Source organism: Pseudarthrobacter cremeus (assembly GCF_051857465.1).
GTDB lineage: Bacteria > Actinomycetota > Actinomycetes > Actinomycetales > Micrococcaceae > Arthrobacter.
Window position 1 is genome coordinate 299274 of sequence record NZ_JBPZHC010000006.1, and the last position, 16199, is coordinate 315472.

Sequence of the window (16199 nt, forward strand, 5' to 3'; positions counted from 1 at the left end):
CCGGTGCGGTGTTTCTTTCCGTGATCACTACTTTTCAGCACTTCACAACCCTTCGATAGAGGAAAACAGTGGAAATAAATGCAGTTCTTCGCGTATCCTCAAGAAATGTCGCCTGGAAGCTGGAATCGTGAAGCCGCACCGTTGCCGTCGTCCTCAGCCGTCCCGGAACTGGACGTCATCAGCCTGGGCCGCCGTGTCCGGCATCTGCGCAAGCAGGCCGGCTACACCCTCGATGACCTGAGTGCCGCCGTCGGGACCGCCCCCAGTCAGCTGAGCCTGATTGAGAACGGCAAGCGGGAACCCAAGCTCTCCCTGCTGCAGGGGCTGGCCGGCGCCTTCAATGTGAGCATCGACCAGCTGCTCGGGGCCGAACCGCCCAGCCGCCGCGCAGCCCTGGAAATCGAGCTGGAACGTTACCAGCGCGGGCCCCTTTATGAGTCGCTCAACCTGCCCAAAATCCGCATCAGCTCGCGGCTTCCGCTCGATGTGCTGGAGGCCCAGGTGGGTCTGCTGCACGAGCTCGAACGGAGGCTGAACGAGCAGGTTGCGACGCCGGAGGAGGCCCGCCGCGCGAACGGTGAGTTGCGCGCCATGATGCGCGAGCGCGGCAATTACTTCCCGGAGTACGAGGCCGAAGCGCAGAAGGTGCTGGCCGCCGTCGGATATACCTCCGGACCGTTGAGCCAGCACGTGATCGCGGACATCGCCGAGACGCTCGGATTCAGCCTGCACCACGTGGGTGACCTTCCGCATTCCACCCGCTCTGTGACCGATTTGAAGAACCGCAGAATTTATCTCACGCAGAGCCAGCGCCAGGACCACGACCCCAGATCTGTCCTGCTGCAGGCTTTGGGGCATTACGTCCTGGGCCACGAGACCCCGAAAAACTATGGCGACTTCCTGGCCCAGCGGGTGGCCACCAACTACTTCGCGGCCGCCTTGCTGTTGCCTGAGCAGGCCACCGTGGACTTCCTGCAGACAGCCAAAACCGCCAAGGAAATAGCGGTGGAGGACATCCGTGACGCCTTCGCCGTCTCGTACGAGACCGCAGCGCACCGCTTCACGAACCTGGCCACGAAGCACCTGGGCATCACCACGCACTTCCAGAAGACGCACCAGAGCGGCATCATCTACAAGGCGTATGAGAACGACGGCGTGACGTTCCCGCAGGACCATACCGGCGCCATTGAGGGCCAGCCGTCGTGCAAGGCCTGGACATCGCGGGCTGTGTTCGATGTGCCGGACAAGTTCAGCGCATACAGCCAGTACACCGACACCCCGTCCGGAACGTACTGGTGCACGGCCCGGACGGAGCGGTCGGCGAACGGCGAGTTCTCACTGTCGATCGGGGTGCCTTACCAGCACGTTAAGTGGTTCCGTGGGCGGGAGACGACGGCGCGGGCAACCTCAACGTGCCCCGACCCGAAGTGCTGCAAGCGTCCCCCCGCGGAACTGGCCACCGAGTGGGCCGGGAACGCCTGGCCCTCGGCCCGCGCCCACTCGCACCTGCTCGCCGCCATGCCCCCCGGCGCGTTTCCCGGTGTTGACGAGACCGAGGTGTACAGCTTCCTGCAGGCTCACTCCGGGTCCTGACGCTCTGGCAGTTGCTGCCGGTTTTCCGGCGGCGCTCTATCACTCTCTTCAAGAGAGTGATAGAGGGTTCGTGCATTTGTTGCATTAAGTGAGAGAGCGTCCGGCCTAGCCGTGCAGCTCCCGGTAGGCGGCTGCGGCGGCGGGGTGCAGCGGCAGCCCGGGGGTGTTGATCAGCGACTCCGGGCTGAGGAACTGCACCCCCAGGCTGGAGCGCGGGACCAGGTCCTCGGCATGATTTACCAGAATCTCCACAGTCTTTTTCACCGTGCGGGCATCCGTGTCGCTTCGGCACAGCAGGAGGTTCGCCAGGCCTACGGTCCAGACCGCCGGAATGCCGGGATAGGCACCCTCCGGGATCAACACCCGGTCATAGAAAAGGCCGTGTTTGGCGCGGAGCGACGGCAGGAGCGGGGAAAGGTCCAGGAGGGCCAGCCCCGAGTCCCTATGAGCGGACGCAATGGCCGCCGTAGGTACGCCGCCGGACCAGAACAGCGCGTCCACGGACCCGTTCTGCAGTGCTGCCAGTCCCTCGTTGAGCCCGAGGTTGAGGACGCTGACGGTCCCTCCTGGTGTGGCAGGTGCGCCGGGGCCAACAGCCGTGGAGCCAAGCCCCGCAGCCTCGATCAGGCGGGGAGTGGTCAGCGACGTCCCCGAGCCAGGCTCGCCGACCGCCACAATCCGGCCCGCCAGCCCGGCAATATCGCGGATCCCGCTGTCCCGCCTGACAACGCAGTGGACGTAGTTCTCGTAGACCTTCCCGACGGCGGAAATTGCGACGGCGTTAGTGTCACCCGCCGCTGAGCGCTGGGCAGCCGCGTCGGAGAGCGCGATGGCGAACGTTGCCTTGCCCGAGAGCAGGAATTCGATGTTGTCCAGGCTGCCACCGGTGGTCAGCGCCGTGGCCTGGCCTGCTGCACCGTAGCGCTGCAGCGAGGCGGCCAGCAGTCCGGCGAACTCCAGATAAAAGCCCCCGGGCTCACCGCCGGCCACTGTCACAGTGTCCGGACGGTCCTCAGGTGTGCAGCCGTTGAGGGCCGGCAGCAGCAGCCCGGTCAGGCCGGCTGCCAGGCCGGCCTTGAGGGCAGCCCGGCGCGGAAAACCATGGGCCCCGTTGAAGTCAGTCATTCGGGGCCGCCTGCCCTGGACCGGCGGCGGGGTCCCGCCCGGCGGCAGCATCCGGCCCGGCCTCTGCGAGGGGAAACTCGAGGCGCGCAACCAGGCCGTGGGGGGAAGCCTCAGCCAGCACCAGGCGGCCGGAATTGGCGCTGGCCAGTTTGTCTACGATGGTCATGCCCAAGCCGTTGCCGCCGATGCCGCGGTTGCGCGGCGAGCGCCAGAACCGGCCGGTGGCCGCAGCCCGTTCGTCGGCCGAAAGCCCGGGGCCGTCGTCGGACACTTCGATGGTGATGGTGCCTCCGCGACGCAGAGCGCCGATCGAGATGTGGGCGCCCGGCGCGTACTTGACGGCGTTGTTGATCAGTTCCGCCACCATCTGGGCCAGCTCAACGGGGTTGGCGGCGATGAGCACGGCTGGTTCCGGTGGGCTGTGCAGCAGGATTGTCGCTCCGCTTCGGAGGGCGGCGGGTCCGGCCCTTTCGGCTTCCTCCGCGAGGATCGGGTCCGGATCGATCGGAGCCTGGGACTGGCCCCAGGTACTGCTAGAAGACCCGCGCAGGGGACTCCCGGCAGGGTATTCACTTGCCCTGTGCTCAGCCGCCGCCAGCCTCAGGACCCCCTCGAGGATGTCCTCCACATGCTCAAGTTCCGCCAGGACCCCGGCCGCCGCGTCCTGCTGGCTGGCCGTCTGGAGTTCCAGCTGGAGCAGATCGATCCTGAGCCGCAGGGCGCCTACCGGGTTGCGGAGCTCGTGCGAGGTGTCGGCGATCAGCTGCCGCTGGGATTCCAGGCTGTTGCTGACGGTCCGGGCCATCGTGGTGAAGGAGCGGCTCAACTCCCGCAGCTCGGGCGGCCCATCCTCCGGAAGCTGGCCTGTCCGGCCGGTTGCCTCAAATTCGGTCACGGCCGAGTTCAGCCGATGGACCGGGCGGAGCACCCACCGGGTCACGCGGGCAGCAGCCAGGAGGAGCATGGCCGCGAGGGCGGCGGCCGCCAACCCGACGATGAGCCACCGCTCACGCAGTTTCTGCCGGGCGGCTTCCACATTAACCTCCAGGACCACCTCGCCCAGGACCTGGCTGGCGCTGCCGAAGGAACGGGACAGCACCTCGGAGCCAGGGCCGAACGGCTGAAGCGGGGCAAGCGTGTTGTCGCTGAGGTTCAGGTTCGCCCGGGCCAGTGCGTCACCGACGTCGGCTCTGTCCTCGCTGAGGCCACCCGAGCGCAGGGTGCCCTGCTGGAGGCGGATCAGGACTCCCTCGCCATAGAGCTCGGAATATCTGTCCATCTCCGTCTGGAGCCCCGCTGAAACCTCAGCGGTTGTGGCGTCCAGGGCCACCTGCGCGAACCTGTTCAGCGCGGCCACCCTGTTGATCTGGAGTTCCTGCGTCAGCTCCCGGCTGACGGACGCCAGGATGGCGGTGGAGCCTAACAGGACCAGCAGGACGGACAGCACGCTCAGGATGCCCAGGACGCGCAGCTTCACGCGGAGTCCGCCTCGATCCGGTACCCCACGCCACGGACGTTGATGATGAAGCCGGGCAGTTGGAGCTTGGCCCGCAGCCCGGTCAGGTGGACGTCGAGGGCGCGGGAGGTGGCTACGAAGGCGTCGCCCCACAGCGCGTCGAGGATCTGTTCCCTGGTCACAACAGAACCCGCATGACCAGCCAGCAGGGCAAGCAGATCGAACTCCGTGGCGGTCAACGGCAGCTCCTCTGAGCCCCGGGTTGCCACGCGTCGTTCGAGGTCGATCTGCAGATCCCGCAGGGCGATGATCTGCTGCGGAGTGGCGGCGTGACGGCCCGCCCGTCGCGTAACTGCTTCGATGCGGGCCAAAAGCTCAACGAGCTTCACAGGCTTGACGAGGTAGTCGTCCGCTCCGGACCGCAGGCCGAGCACCACGCTGCGTTCGTCGTCGCGCGCTGTCAGGATCAGGATCGGCACCGGGGTGACCTGGCGCAGCTTCCGCAGGACCTCAAGGCCATCCATGTCCGGAAGCCCCAGGTCCAGGAGGATCACCCGGAACTTCCGGTGGACCAGCAGGGCGTCGGCTCCGCGCGCCACGCGGGTGGGGTGGTGGCCGGCTGTCACCACCGCGGCGGCCAGTGCCGATGCCATGGCGTCGTCGTCCTCGACGATCAGCAATTCCATGGTCCGGTCCCTTTTTCGTTGACTGGGCACCTGCAATCCGCCCGCTTTGGAGATTACCCCCCGGCCCCGGCGAAACCTAAGGAAGTGTTAGGAAATGCCCTGCCACGTAGGTTGTGCTGTGGCTCACGCATAACTTGGAGGAGTCCCTCGGCGTGTGCAGGGACCGTCAACGTCGAGGAGGAAACCATGGGCAATGTCGCCATGGACAGCACGAAATTACGCCAGGAAGCCACGGCGCCGCAACTCAGGAAGGTTCAGCGATGAGCACCCAGCAAACCGAAGTCCAGAGCGAGGCAGCCCAGACCCGCCGGGCAGTAAGCAACATCCTGAAGGGTTCCGCGGGCAACCTGGTGGAATGGTACGACCTGTACGTCTACACGGTCTTCGCCGCGTACTTCCAATCCCACTTCTTCAACTCCAAGGACGATCTCCAAGCCGGACTGGAAGCGATGGCCGTCTTCTCGACGTCGTTCCTCATGCGGCCCATCGGCGCGTGGTTCTTCGGCCGCTATGCCGACCGGAAGGGCCGCAAGGCCGCGCTGACGCTCAGCGTGACACTGATGTCCGCAGGCTCCTTCGCCATCGCGCTCCTGCCTACTACGCAGCAGGTCGGCGTCTGGGCATTGGTGCTGCTGATCCTCATCCGCCTGATCCAGGGCTTCTCCGTGGGCGGCGAGTACGGCACCAGCGCCACTTACATGTCCGAGGCCGCCACGTCCAAGCGCCGCGGCTTCTTCTCCAGCTTCCAGTACGTCACCCTGATAGGCGGCCAGATGATGGCCTTGCTGGTCCTGGTCATCCTGCAGAACGTCATGCCCAAGGGCGACCTGACTGAGTGGGGCTGGCGTATCCCGTTCGCCATCGGCGGCGTGGCCGCCCTGGTGGTCCTGTGGCTGCGGCGCTCCATGGAGGAAACCGTATCGGCCGAGCAGGTTGAGGCCGCCAAGGTTCCGGCCGTTGCGGGCGTGGCCCAGCCGGGCACCATGAAGCTGCTCTTCACGCAGTACTGGAAGCCGCTGCTGATCTGCATCGGAGTTACCCTCGGCGGAACCGTGGCGTTCTACACGTACACCAACTTCATCCTGAAGTTCATGAACGATACGTCCGGCATCGCCAAGACCGACACCTCCGTCATCAACTTCTGGGCCCTGTTCATCTTCATGCTGCTCCAGCCCGTCTACGGCATGATTTCCGACAAGGTGGGCCGCAAGCCGCTGTTGCTCTGGTTCGGGATCACCGGTGTTCTCTTCACCTGGCCCCTGCTGTCCACTCTGTCCGGCACCAAGGACCCGTTTACCGCGTTCCTGCTGATGCTCGGTGGCCTGCTGATCGTTGGCGGCTACACCTCCATCAACGCACTGGTGAAGGCTGAACTGTTCCCCGCTTCCATCCGCGCACTGGGTGTCGGGCTGGGCTACGCGATCGCCAACTCGCTCTTCGGCGGCACGGTCCCGCTGCTCGGAGCCGCATTCCAGAAGGCCGAACGGGTGGACCTGTTCTTCACCTACGTCACCGTGGCCATTGCCATCTCGCTGGTGGTCTACATCTTCGCCCTGAAGAACAAGAAGGCCACCCACCTGGACCGCGAGCAGGGCGATGCGTGGAACCGCCCGGCCAAGGGCGACGACAAGGACAAGGACCTCCTCAACGTCTAGGACTCTCGCCCACAGAAACCGGGGACGTACGACGGCGGGTGGCCGCCCGCCGTCGTACGCCCACCCACCGGGACGCTCTGGCAGAGCCTGCAGGTTTTCCCGTGACGCTCTTTCACTTTCTTCAGGAAAGTGAGAGAGCATCGCGGGATTTCCTGCTTTAAGTGAAAGAGCGTTCCGATCGGGGTGGGGGCTATATTGGCCGTGTCAGTTGATCAGCCCACCAACGTGATCGCGGGAGTGTGCACTCATGGCCAAGGAACTTGCCACCCAGCTCGTCGAACAACTCCAGGCTGCCGGCGTGCAGCGGATCTACGGGATTGTGGGGGACAGCCTCAACCCGATTGTGGACGCCGTCCGGCAAACGGGAGGCGCCAAACAGGGCGGAATCGACTGGATCCACGTCCGGCACGAGGAGGCCGCTGCGTTCGCGGCGGCAGCTGAAGCGCAGCTGACCGGCAGGCTTGCGGTCTGCGCCGGCTCCTGCGGCCCCGGAAACCTGCACCTCATCAACGGGCTCTATGACGCGAACAGATCCGAAGCTCCCGTCCTGGCGATCGCGTCCCACATCCCCAGCAAGCAGATCGGAAGCAGCTTCTTCCAGGAGACCCACCCTGACCGGCTCTTCAATGAATGCTCCGTCTACTCGGAGATGATCAGCACGGCGGAACAGGCTCCCCGGGTGGTGCACAGCGCGATCCAGCACGCCCTCGGCCTCGGGGGAGTCGCCGTCGTCACCCTTCCGGGCGACATCGCCGGGCTGGAAGCCGTCGGTGAAACGCCGCTGCCCGCCACGTTCCGGCCGGCCAGCCTGGTCCCGGACCAGGCAAGCGTCAGGGACCTCGCCGATGCCATCAACGCTGCGGGCAAGGTGGCCATCTTCGCCGGCGCGGGCGTCCAGGGTGCCCACGATGAGGTTATTGCCCTGGCGGAACGGATCCACGCCCCGATCGCCCACACGCTGCGTGGCAAGGATTTCATGCAGTACGACAACCCGTTCGACGTCGGCATGACGGGCCTGCTGGGCTACGGCGCCGCGGCCGAGGGCATCGAGGATGCCGACCTCCTGATCCTGCTCGGCACCGACTTCCCCTACGACCAGTTCCTCCCCGGGACCCGCACCGCCCAAGTGGACCGGGCCGCGCACAAGCTGGGCCGCCGCACCGACGTCGACGTTGCCGTCCATGGCGACGTGCTCCCGACCCTGGCCGCGCTGATGCCGCTGGTGACGCAGAAAAAGAGCCGCCGTTTCCTGGACCGGATGCTGAAGAAGCACGACCGCCTGATGAACAAGGCCGTGGGGGCGTACACCCGCAAGGTCGGGAAGAAGCAGCCGATCCACCCCGAGTATGCCGCCTCATTGCTGGACCAGATCGCCGCGGAGGACGCCATCTTCACGGCGGACACCGGGATGTGCAACGTCTGGACCGCGCGCTACATCAACCCGCTGGGGACCCGCCGGCTGATCGGTTCCTTCCTGCATGGCTCCATGGCCAACGCCCTGCCCCACGCCATCGGAGCCCAGCTGGCGTATCCCGGCCGCCAGGTCATCTCGGTGTCCGGTGACGGGGGCCTGTCGATGCTACTGGGTGAACTCATCACTGTGGCGGCCCATAAGCTGCCCGTCAACGTGGTGGTTTTCAATAATTCGACGCTGGGAATGGTGAAGCTGGAAATGCTGGTGGACGGGCTGCCCGACTTCGGCGTGGACGTGCCCGACGCCGACTACGCCGCCGTCGCCCGCGCGCTGGGTTTCCATGCAGTCCGGGTCACCGACCCAGCCCGCATCGAAGCCGCGTACCGCGAGGCTTTTGCTCATCCGGGCCCGTCCCTGGTGGAGGTGATCACGGATCCCTTGGCGCTGTCCCTCCCGCCGAAGATTTCGGGGTCGCAGGTCCTGGGCTTCGCCACGGCCATGTCCAAGGTGGTCCTGAACCGGGGAGCCGGGGAAGCCGTCAGCATGGCGCGGAGCAACCTGCGGAACATCCCCCGAGGCTAGGTTCCGGCGATCCGCGGCGGGTAGTGCGCCGTCGTCCGTTTCCGAGACCGAAACGACCGCAAACCGTGACCCCAGCGGCATCGTTCCGCGGCGGGCAGGCTGGTTGACTGAAGGCAGGCGGAATCCCGCTGCAGCGTCGGCCAATCATGTCTCAGGGGGACAAAATGAAGACAATCAGAGCGGCCAGAATCGCGACGGCCGGTGCACTGGTGGCACTTACCGCGTGTTCGGCGCCCGCGCCCGAGCTCCTGACGGCCGACGGCGTGGAACGGGTTTCGGTGGACCGTGCGGACTACGCCGCCGGGCTGCGCTCCTTCCGGGCATCGGCTTTTGGACTCGGCGAGGCGCTGCTGACCGACGGCGGCGATGGCTCCACGGGAAACGTGGTGTCCTCACCCACGAGCCTGCTGATCGCCCTGTCAATGCTCCGCGCAGGCGCTTCCGGCGAGTCCGCCGCCGAGATGGACAGCGTCCTGAAATTCCCCGGGGACAAGCGGGATGAGGCCATGAACGCTGTGCTCGGCCTACTCGAGAAGTTCGACGGCGACCCCGGCTCCGTGGACGAGGACAATCCGCCGCGGAAACCGGTCATGCACGTGGCCAACGGGCTGTTTGTGGACAAGGGTGTACCCACTGGCGAGTCCTTCCTGGAGACTCTGGCCCGGCACTACGGAACCGGCGTGTATCCCGTGGACTTCAGCAACGAGGGGGCCACGAAGCCGGCCATCGATGCCTGGGTCAACAAGAACACGGGCGGCCGGATCAAGGAAGCTCCCGCGAAGTACGATCCCGACAACACCTTCAGCCTGCTCAATTCCCTGTACTTCGCTGCCGCCTGGAGCGATCCGTTCGACCCGAACAGCACCTCTGACCTGCCCTTCACCACGGCCGCCGGCGAGGACATCGAGGCGCCCGCCATGCATAACGAGTTTGAGATGAAGTACGCGGAGGGGGCCGGCTGGAGCGGTGTGGACTTGCCCTACGCTGAAGGTTTCGTCATGCGGCTGCTGTTGCCGGAAGCCGGGACCCGTTCCGGGGGCCGCCCCGCCGCCGCGGGCTTGACCGCCGAGAAGCTCACGGAGATCGCGGACGCATTTGATACTGCCCAGCCCGAGTCAGTCCAGATCCAGCTGCCCCGCTGGGACCACAAGTCCACTTTTGACCTGCGGAAGGTCCTCGGGTCCCTGGGACTGGTCAGGACACTCAACAATGCTGAGGACTTCAACAACATCCAGCCCGACATGAAGATCACCCAGGCCGCCCAGGCTGCCAACATCACCGTGGCGGAAAAGGGCACTGTCGCGGCCGCCGTCACCCAGATCAACGGGATGGCATCCGGCGCGCCCGCAGAACCCGAACGGACCATCGATTTCGACCGGCCGTTCCACTACCAGATCGTCCACGTTGAGACCGGCCTGCCGCTCTTCATGGGGATCGTGGCCGACCCCCGTTCCTGACGCTCTTTAGGGTGCGCCCCGGTGCCAGAGGGTTTGGGAGAATCCGGCGGGAAGTGCCAGAGGGTTTGGGGGCGGGGGAGTGGCTAGCGGGCGCCGCCCTGCAAATGCGCGTCAAACGGGGCGCCCGAGGCAACGCGGTTGCGGATGCCCGCGGTGACAAAGGCTTTGGCGGTCCGGGCCGCCTCCAGCGGCGTGGCGCCCTTGGCCAGCTCGGCCGTCACTGCCGCGGCAAGTGAGCAGCCTGCGCCGGATACGGCAACCTCGCCCACCTTGGGCGCGCTGAGGACCTCAAGGGTCGCGCCGTCGTAGTAGACGTCGACGGCGTCCGGGCCTGCCAGCCGCACGCCGCCCTTGGCGAGCACCGCGGCGCCGCTGAGCTCGTGGATGCGGATGGCTGCGGCTTTGAGGGACTCGACGTCGGTGATCGCCAAGCCGGACAGGGACTCCGCCTCGAAGTGGTTGGGCGTGACGAACGTGGCCAGCGGCAGGATCTGCGCCTTCAGGGCGAGGTCGGTGTCCAGCGCATGGCCGGGCTCCTGGCCCTTGCAGATGAGCACCGGATCCAGCACCACGTGGCGGAACCCTGCGCCCGACAGTGCCGTGGCGACGGTGTTGATGGTCGCCGGGCTTCCCAGCATGCCGATCTTCACCGCGTCCAGGGCCGGCCCATACGCCGCCGTCGTGGCTTCGAGCTGGTCGGCGATCACCTGCTGGTCCACCGCCACAAAGCGGTGGTTCCAGTTGTCGTTCGGGTTGAACGAAACGATGCATGTCAGGTTGGCGATGCCAAAGACGCCCAGCTCCTGGAACGTCTTCAGATCGGCCTGGGCGCCGGCGCCACCCGTAGCCTCGGACCCCGCAATGGTCAGGACGACGGCGGGGGCCAGGGCCGGAGCGCCGGCTGGGGACGGGGAGTCAGTTGAAGCGAAAGTCATGATTCCATCCTGCCATCCGGCGTTCCCTTGGCGATCGCGGGCCTGTTCGGTGGGAGAATGGCGTGACAGTGCTAATACAGCCGGTGTCACGCATGATCCCCTGGATGGTGCGGAGACCCGAGCGAACCACTACGAAACGGAATCCCCATGCCTTCGCCCTCAGGCCCTGACGCCCTGAACCTCGCCGACTCCGCAAGGACGGCGCCGAAATTCGCGTCGATCGGATCGCCCTACTTCGGCATCATGCTGGCTGTCATGGCCGTGGTGCTGATCCTGTCCAACATCGGCGCGTCAAAGGGTGTGGCGATCGGACCGATCATCACAGACGGCGGCTTCTTCCTGTTCCCCTTGGCGTACATCCTGGGCGACGTGATCAGCGAGGTCTACGGCTTCAAGGTGGCCCGCAAAGCCATTTTCACCACCTTCGCACTCTCGGTCTTCGCCTCGATCTGCTACTGGGTGATCATCGCCCTGCCCGGCTTCGACGACGAGTTCGGCACGTCCAAGCAGGCCGCCCTTGAGGGCGCGCTTGGCCCGGTTCCGCAGATTGTGCTCGCCTCCCTGCTGGCGTTCCTCGCGGGCCAGACCATCAACTCGTGGATCCTGGTGAAGATGAAGGCCCGCACCGGGGAGAAATCCCTGTGGGCGCGCATCATGGGGTCCTCGGTTGCCGGCGAATTCGTTGACACCCTGATCTTCTGCAGCATCGCAGCCTCCGTCATAGGCATCACAGACTTCGGCATGTTCGTGAACTACGTGGTGGTGGGCTTCGTCTACAAGACCCTCGTGGAGTTCCTGTTCGTGCCGGTGACGTCACTGGTGATCGGCTGGATCAAGAAGCGCGAACCAAGCTACGGCGCACCGACCTCGGCCGTGACGAACGCCGCGTAACTGCTGCGGCGCCCTGCCGCCGCTCCGTTTCGACGGTTCCCTGCGCACACGACGTTCACCGACGTCGAGTGTGCAGGGAACCAGCGAAATGGGCCCGCACTTAGGCAGCTGATTGCCTCCGGAGGGCCTGGAGCACGGTCATCTTGAACTCCTGTTCGCGGAAGAGGTGTTTCCACTCGACCCGGATGAAGGTCCAGCCGAGGGCCATCAAGGCCTTTTCGCGCTGGCGTTCGGCGAAGATGGCCTCGTCCGTGGGCTGGTAGTCGAAGTACTTCACCTTGCCGTCAAATTCCAAGGCCACTTTCCTGTCCCGCCAGGCGAAGTCCAGGCGGTGCTGGCCCTCCGCGGACCACACCACCACCTGAAGTTCGGGCGGCTCGATGCAGAGCCGGTGGAGAAGCTCGCGGGAGAGCGTTTCGCCAGGAGATTCGGACCGGGCATCGCTGTTTTCGATGGCCCGGCGAAGTGCCAGGACTCCGTTCCTTCCAGCCAATGCAGAGCACATGGTCCGGAGCTTCTCCACATCCGCGCCCTTCCGCAAAGCGTGGTCCATCAAGATCAAGGACTGCCTGTAGTTCAGCATGAGGCAGCAATCCACGACTGTCCGCTCCAGCGACGTGCAGGGCAGACCATCCACGAAGATGACGGCTCCGGCCTCCAGCGTCCGCGTGTGTGCCACCACGTCTTTGCCGTGGGATACACGCGAGGGGCATGTCTGCTGCGTGATGTGGACGAGATCGTCGACATCCCACAGGTACAGCCCATGGAGCCGGGCGGCCGAGGTGTGGCTGTACACAAAGCCGCCGCCCGACGTCGTCAGCGTTCCATGGGCATGTGCGGCGATCAGTTGGCGGCTCCGCACCCAGGGCTTCTGATTCGCCCAGATGCTGCTGCGGATATAGCAGCCGCGTCTGAGCCGCACCAGTTCCTGAGACCGGACCAATGCAGCGATGGCCCGTGCGTTGAGGCCTGCCTCCAGCAGCTGCCCGGTCCGCCACAAGCCCACTCCAACCGGAAGACCGCGGGTAGTGTCCTTTGACATGGGCCCAGCCTCCGCCTTTCGCCCGGGTCGAGGCCAGACCGTGGAGTTGGTATGTGGACAAGCCCGGTTCGACGGTTCCCTGCGCACACGATGTTCGCAGCCGTCGAGCGCGCAGGGAACCGTCGAAATGGCGCTCAGCGCGCAGGGAACCGTCGAAATGGCGCGGAGGGGGCCAGAGGCGGCGCACGCTCAGGAGTAGTACTGCGCCAGGGTCTCGGCCTTAAAGTCGAAGAACGTGCCGGACTCGATGGCCAGCCGGGCGTCGTCCACCATCTTCACCACAAAGCGCTCGTTGTGGATCGAAATGAGCGTGGCCGAGAGCATCTCCTTGGCCTTGTAGAGGTGGTGGATGTACGCACGGGAGTAGTTGGCGCAGGCGTAGCAGTCACACCCTTCCTGCAGCGGCCCGAAGTCACGCTTGTACTTGGCGCCGGAGAGGTTGAAACGGCCCTGCGGCGTATAGAAGGCCGAGTTGCGGGCCACCCTGGTGGGCGAGACGCAGTCAAAAGTGTCGGCGCCGTTTTCGATGGCGGTGAAGATGTCGTCCGGTTCGGAGATGCCCAGCAGGTGCCGCGGCTTGTCCTCCGGCAGCTCCTCATTGCACCAGCGGACAATCGTGCCCAGGTTCTCCTTCTCCAGCGCACCGCCGATCCCGTACCCGTCGAAGTCCATGGCACCCAGGTCCCGGCAGGCCTTACGCCGCAGGTCCTCATATTGGGCGCCCTGGATGACGCCGAAGAGTGCCTGGTACGGCTTGCCCACCCGGGAGGAGGTCAGCCGGAAGTGCTCATCGAGGCAGCGCAAAGCCCACAGCCGGGTCCGCTCCAGCGACTCCTCCTGGTAGCCACGGGAGTTCTGCAGGGTGGTCAGCTCGTCGAAGGCGAACATGATGTCTGCGCCGATCTGGTGCTGGACCTGCATGGAGATTTCGGGGGAGAAGCGGTGCCGGTCGCCGTTGAGGTGCGATTTGAACCAGACCCCGTCGTCGTCGATGTGGGCCAGGCGTTCCTTGCCGGGCGCTACTGCGTCGTCCGGACCTGAGGTGTCCACCGACTTCATGTCGATGACCTTCTTGAACCCGGAGCCAAGGCTCATCACCTGGAATCCGCCGGAGTCTGTGAACGTCGGGCCGCGCCAGTTCATAAACGCCCCCAGCCCACCGGCCTCGTCCAGGACATCCGCGCCCGGCTGCAGGTACAGGTGGTAGGCGTTGGCCAGAAGCGCCTGCGCGCCGAGTTCCGCCATGGAGTCGGGCAACACGGACTTCACGGTGGCTTTGGTGCCGACGGCGATGAAGGCGGGCGTCTGGATCTGGCCGTGCGGCGTGGTGATGGTGCCCGCGCGGCCCAGGAACCCACCGCCGTTGGCGGACTCCTGGGCGGACGACGGCGGGCAACGCTCGGCCAGCCGGGTGCCAACCGTGAAGGAAAACTGTGACTGGTCAGCAGCCGCCGCATGGGCCGGTCCAGGACGGGGCGTCGCGGCGGCGGGCAGGGCAGAGGCAGGGTTGGCTGGCACGGTTCCAGTGTGTCAGCAATCAGAGCCGATCCTTCAGTGGGCCGCCTCGGTTGTGGGGTAGTTCTCAGCACGCCAGCCGTCCCAGAGTGAGCTGATCGACTCCAGCTTGTGGGCGCCGAGGTCGTACGTGGAGGCGATCACCAGGGCGCCGCCGTGGGGCCTGATGTTCTCGATGACAGGCTGGTCGGCCACGATCAGCAGGCCGTCCCCGTGCTCCGCGTAGCCGTGGACGGTGAGCCCCACCTGGTGGTTGGTGCGGTACCAGACCTTGCCCGTGATCTCCTCGCCGGTGGCCAGTGTCAGTTCGTACTTCTCGCCGGGCTTGGGCACGTCCGCAAGTCCCAGTTTCTCGATGACGGAGCCGGGGGTGCCCGGAAACTCGAAGAACAGGGTGTGCCGCTTGCCGTGGGGGTGGCGTTCCAGGGCGAAGCGGAGTTGCTGGAGGAACGTCAGCCAGCCCTGCGTGATGTCCTCGTCCCAGGCTGCCCACTCCGAATTGTGGTCCAGGGCTGCCCTCGTGACGCTGACCAAAGTGCCTCCGGGCACCGGCTTCAGGTCAAAGACGTCCCCGCCATGGGTGGTCAGGCTGGTGTGGTCCGGGGATTCGACCACGTCCTTGTGGAAGTAGATCTCATTGATCTCGGCGGCGAGTTCATCGGCCTCCCAGCCGTGCCACTGCGCTACTTTGGCCGGTTCGCGCAGCATGGTCCAAACCTGCGCCGCATCAGCATTGATCACTACGCTCAGATTGTTCGTCATAGCCCGAATGTACAACTCCGGCACAGCCGAAGGGTAGGGGCTAATGCCCTCAGCCCGGCAGCTCAGGCCCTGACGGCCTCGAGTTCGTTGCTGATCCGGCGCTGGAGTTCGCCGTCGCCAATGGATTCCGACCCGCCGTGGGCCCGCAGGAAGAGCAAGGACTCAAGGCGCAGCAGCCTCCACTCCCGCTCGGCCTCGTGGTTTGAGTTGTCGATGGAGCGGAAGATTTCTTTGTCGTACAGGTTCGGTTCATTCAGGGAGCGCTGGCGGATCTTGGCGTTCATCCGGGCCTTGAACGGGTCCGTTTCCTGACTCTCCGGAGCGCGCAGCATCTTTTCGTACACTTCAGCGCGTTCCTCCTGCCGGTCCTGGCGGCAGATGTAGCTGGAGAGGGCGAGCGATGCTTCCACGGACGCCCACCTGCCCGGGTTTCCGTCGAACGGCAGGACGTTGAGCAGGTCAGCCACCGCCAGTGCGCCATCGGGATCCTTGAGGGTGATGAACAGTTCGTGGGCAAGGTCGCTGAGGTCCTTGAGGCAGCTTCCGGACTTGAAGTTGATGCCCTTGGTCAGCTTGTCCGCCAGCAGCAGCACGCCGACCGCATCGGGGTGGGCTTCGGCGGCAGCCTCCACCACCGCTTCCGGGGTGCCCTGCGGCGTTGGGATGCGTGCGAGGTCGGCTGCGGAGGGCCCGCTCACCGCGGGCGGGATGGCAGGCAGCGGAGGTACGACGACGGCGGGAGCCGCCGGGGCGTCCACGTGTTCCCCTGCGGCGGGTTCCACAGCCAAGGACAGTTGTGTGCCGGCGTCGGGCGTTTCGTCATGGACGGTGGTGTCCAGGATCTTCACGGCCGAGCCTGCGGCGATGCGCACGGTGCCGCCGCCGGAAAGGCTGGCCAGCACCACTGCGGGGGCGCCGTAGTCATCTGACTGGACCTCAACGTGCTGGATTTCCGCGGTCCGTTCACCATCCGGGAGGAGAAGCTGGTCGCCGGTGGTCAGAGATCCAGCCTGCTGTTCGCTGTAGTACCGGGAGGCTGGTGTTTCGGTCATCAAAGTCCTTAAATTCTCTTGCGGTCCGCCCTAT

The 16199-nt window shown here is 65.6% G+C and carries 13 protein-coding genes; 5 read left to right on the forward strand and 8 right to left on the reverse strand.

Annotated elements, in window-relative coordinates; translation table 11 throughout:
* The first annotated feature begins 78 nt into the window (after positions 1-78).
* On the forward strand, positions 79-1593 hold the full coding sequence (locus ACS5PJ_RS13560) for a helix-turn-helix domain-containing protein (RefSeq protein WP_439435391.1): 1515 nt from the start codon (positions 79-81) through the stop codon (positions 1591-1593).
* Positions 1594-1698: 105 nt separating this feature from the next.
* Here the strand turns inward: ACS5PJ_RS13560 and ACS5PJ_RS13565 are convergent, their stop codons facing one another.
* From ACS5PJ_RS13565 to ACS5PJ_RS13575, 3 genes are read right to left on the reverse strand one after another with little or no spacing between them, the layout of a single operon-like run.
* Positions 1699-2718 (reverse strand): TAXI family TRAP transporter solute-binding subunit, encoded by a 1020-nt coding sequence (locus ACS5PJ_RS13565; protein ID WP_439435392.1) that lies wholly within the window; start codon positions 2716-2718, stop codon positions 1699-1701.
* Positions 2711-4195: a HAMP domain-containing sensor histidine kinase gene (locus ACS5PJ_RS13570; RefSeq protein WP_439435393.1), complete on the reverse strand. Its 1485-nt coding sequence runs from the start codon at positions 4193-4195 to the stop codon at positions 2711-2713. The genes ACS5PJ_RS13565 and ACS5PJ_RS13570 overlap by 8 nt, the downstream gene beginning before the upstream one ends.
* Positions 4192-4860: a response regulator transcription factor gene (locus tag ACS5PJ_RS13575; RefSeq protein WP_439435394.1), complete on the reverse strand. Its 669-nt coding sequence runs from the start codon at positions 4858-4860 to the stop codon at positions 4192-4194. The genes ACS5PJ_RS13570 and ACS5PJ_RS13575 overlap by 4 nt, the downstream gene beginning before the upstream one ends.
* Before the next feature lie 260 nt (positions 4861-5120).
* Between ACS5PJ_RS13575 and ACS5PJ_RS13580 the strand changes: the two genes are divergently transcribed.
* From ACS5PJ_RS13580 to ACS5PJ_RS13590, 3 genes are all read left to right on the forward strand, one after another.
* A complete protein-coding gene (locus ACS5PJ_RS13580) occupies positions 5121-6515 on the forward strand; it encodes an MFS transporter (RefSeq protein WP_439435395.1) in 1395 nt (464 codons plus the stop codon).
* Positions 6516-6762: 247 nt separating this feature from the next.
* Positions 6763-8511, forward strand: a complete 1749-nt coding sequence (locus tag ACS5PJ_RS13585) for a pyruvate dehydrogenase (RefSeq protein WP_439435396.1) — start codon at positions 6763-6765, stop codon at positions 8509-8511.
* Positions 8512-8675: 164 nt separating this feature from the next.
* On the forward strand, positions 8676-9968 hold the full coding sequence (locus ACS5PJ_RS13590; protein ID WP_439435397.1) for a serpin family protein: 1293 nt from the start codon (positions 8676-8678) through the stop codon (positions 9966-9968).
* Positions 9969-10051: 83 nt separating this feature from the next.
* Here ACS5PJ_RS13590 and ACS5PJ_RS13595 read toward each other — a convergent pair whose 3' ends face one another.
* On the reverse strand, positions 10052-10903 hold the full coding sequence (locus ACS5PJ_RS13595; RefSeq protein WP_439435398.1) for a hydroxymethylpyrimidine/phosphomethylpyrimidine kinase: 852 nt from the start codon (positions 10901-10903) through the stop codon (positions 10052-10054).
* Between the two features lie 147 nt (positions 10904-11050).
* Here ACS5PJ_RS13595 and ACS5PJ_RS13600 point away from each other — a divergent pair, with 147 nt between their 5' ends.
* Positions 11051-11794, forward strand: coding sequence for a queuosine precursor transporter (locus tag ACS5PJ_RS13600; protein WP_439435399.1), 744 nt, complete (start codon positions 11051-11053; stop codon positions 11792-11794).
* A gap of 100 nt (positions 11795-11894) precedes the next feature.
* Here ACS5PJ_RS13600 and ACS5PJ_RS13605 read toward each other — a convergent pair whose 3' ends face one another.
* The 4 genes from ACS5PJ_RS13605 to ACS5PJ_RS13620 all read right to left on the reverse strand — a co-directional run bounded on the left by ACS5PJ_RS13605 (position 11895) and on the right by ACS5PJ_RS13620 (position 16165).
* Positions 11895-12836 carry a type IV toxin-antitoxin system AbiEi family antitoxin domain-containing protein gene (locus ACS5PJ_RS13605; protein ID WP_439435400.1) on the reverse strand — a complete coding sequence of 314 codons (942 nt, stop codon included), beginning with the start codon at positions 12834-12836 and terminating at the stop codon, positions 11895-11897.
* A gap of 189 nt (positions 12837-13025) precedes the next feature.
* Positions 13026-14354, reverse strand: coding sequence for a tRNA guanosine(34) transglycosylase Tgt (gene tgt / locus ACS5PJ_RS13610; protein WP_439435401.1), 1329 nt, complete (start codon positions 14352-14354; stop codon positions 13026-13028).
* 33 nt (positions 14355-14387) lie between these two features.
* On the reverse strand, positions 14388-15113 hold the full coding sequence (locus ACS5PJ_RS13615; protein WP_439435402.1) for an SRPBCC family protein: 726 nt from the start codon (positions 15111-15113) through the stop codon (positions 14388-14390).
* A gap of 62 nt (positions 15114-15175) precedes the next feature.
* Positions 15176-16165: a DUF6707 family protein gene (locus tag ACS5PJ_RS13620; protein ID WP_439435403.1), complete on the reverse strand. Its 990-nt coding sequence runs from the start codon at positions 16163-16165 to the stop codon at positions 15176-15178.
* Positions 16166-16199: the final 34 nt, after the last annotated feature.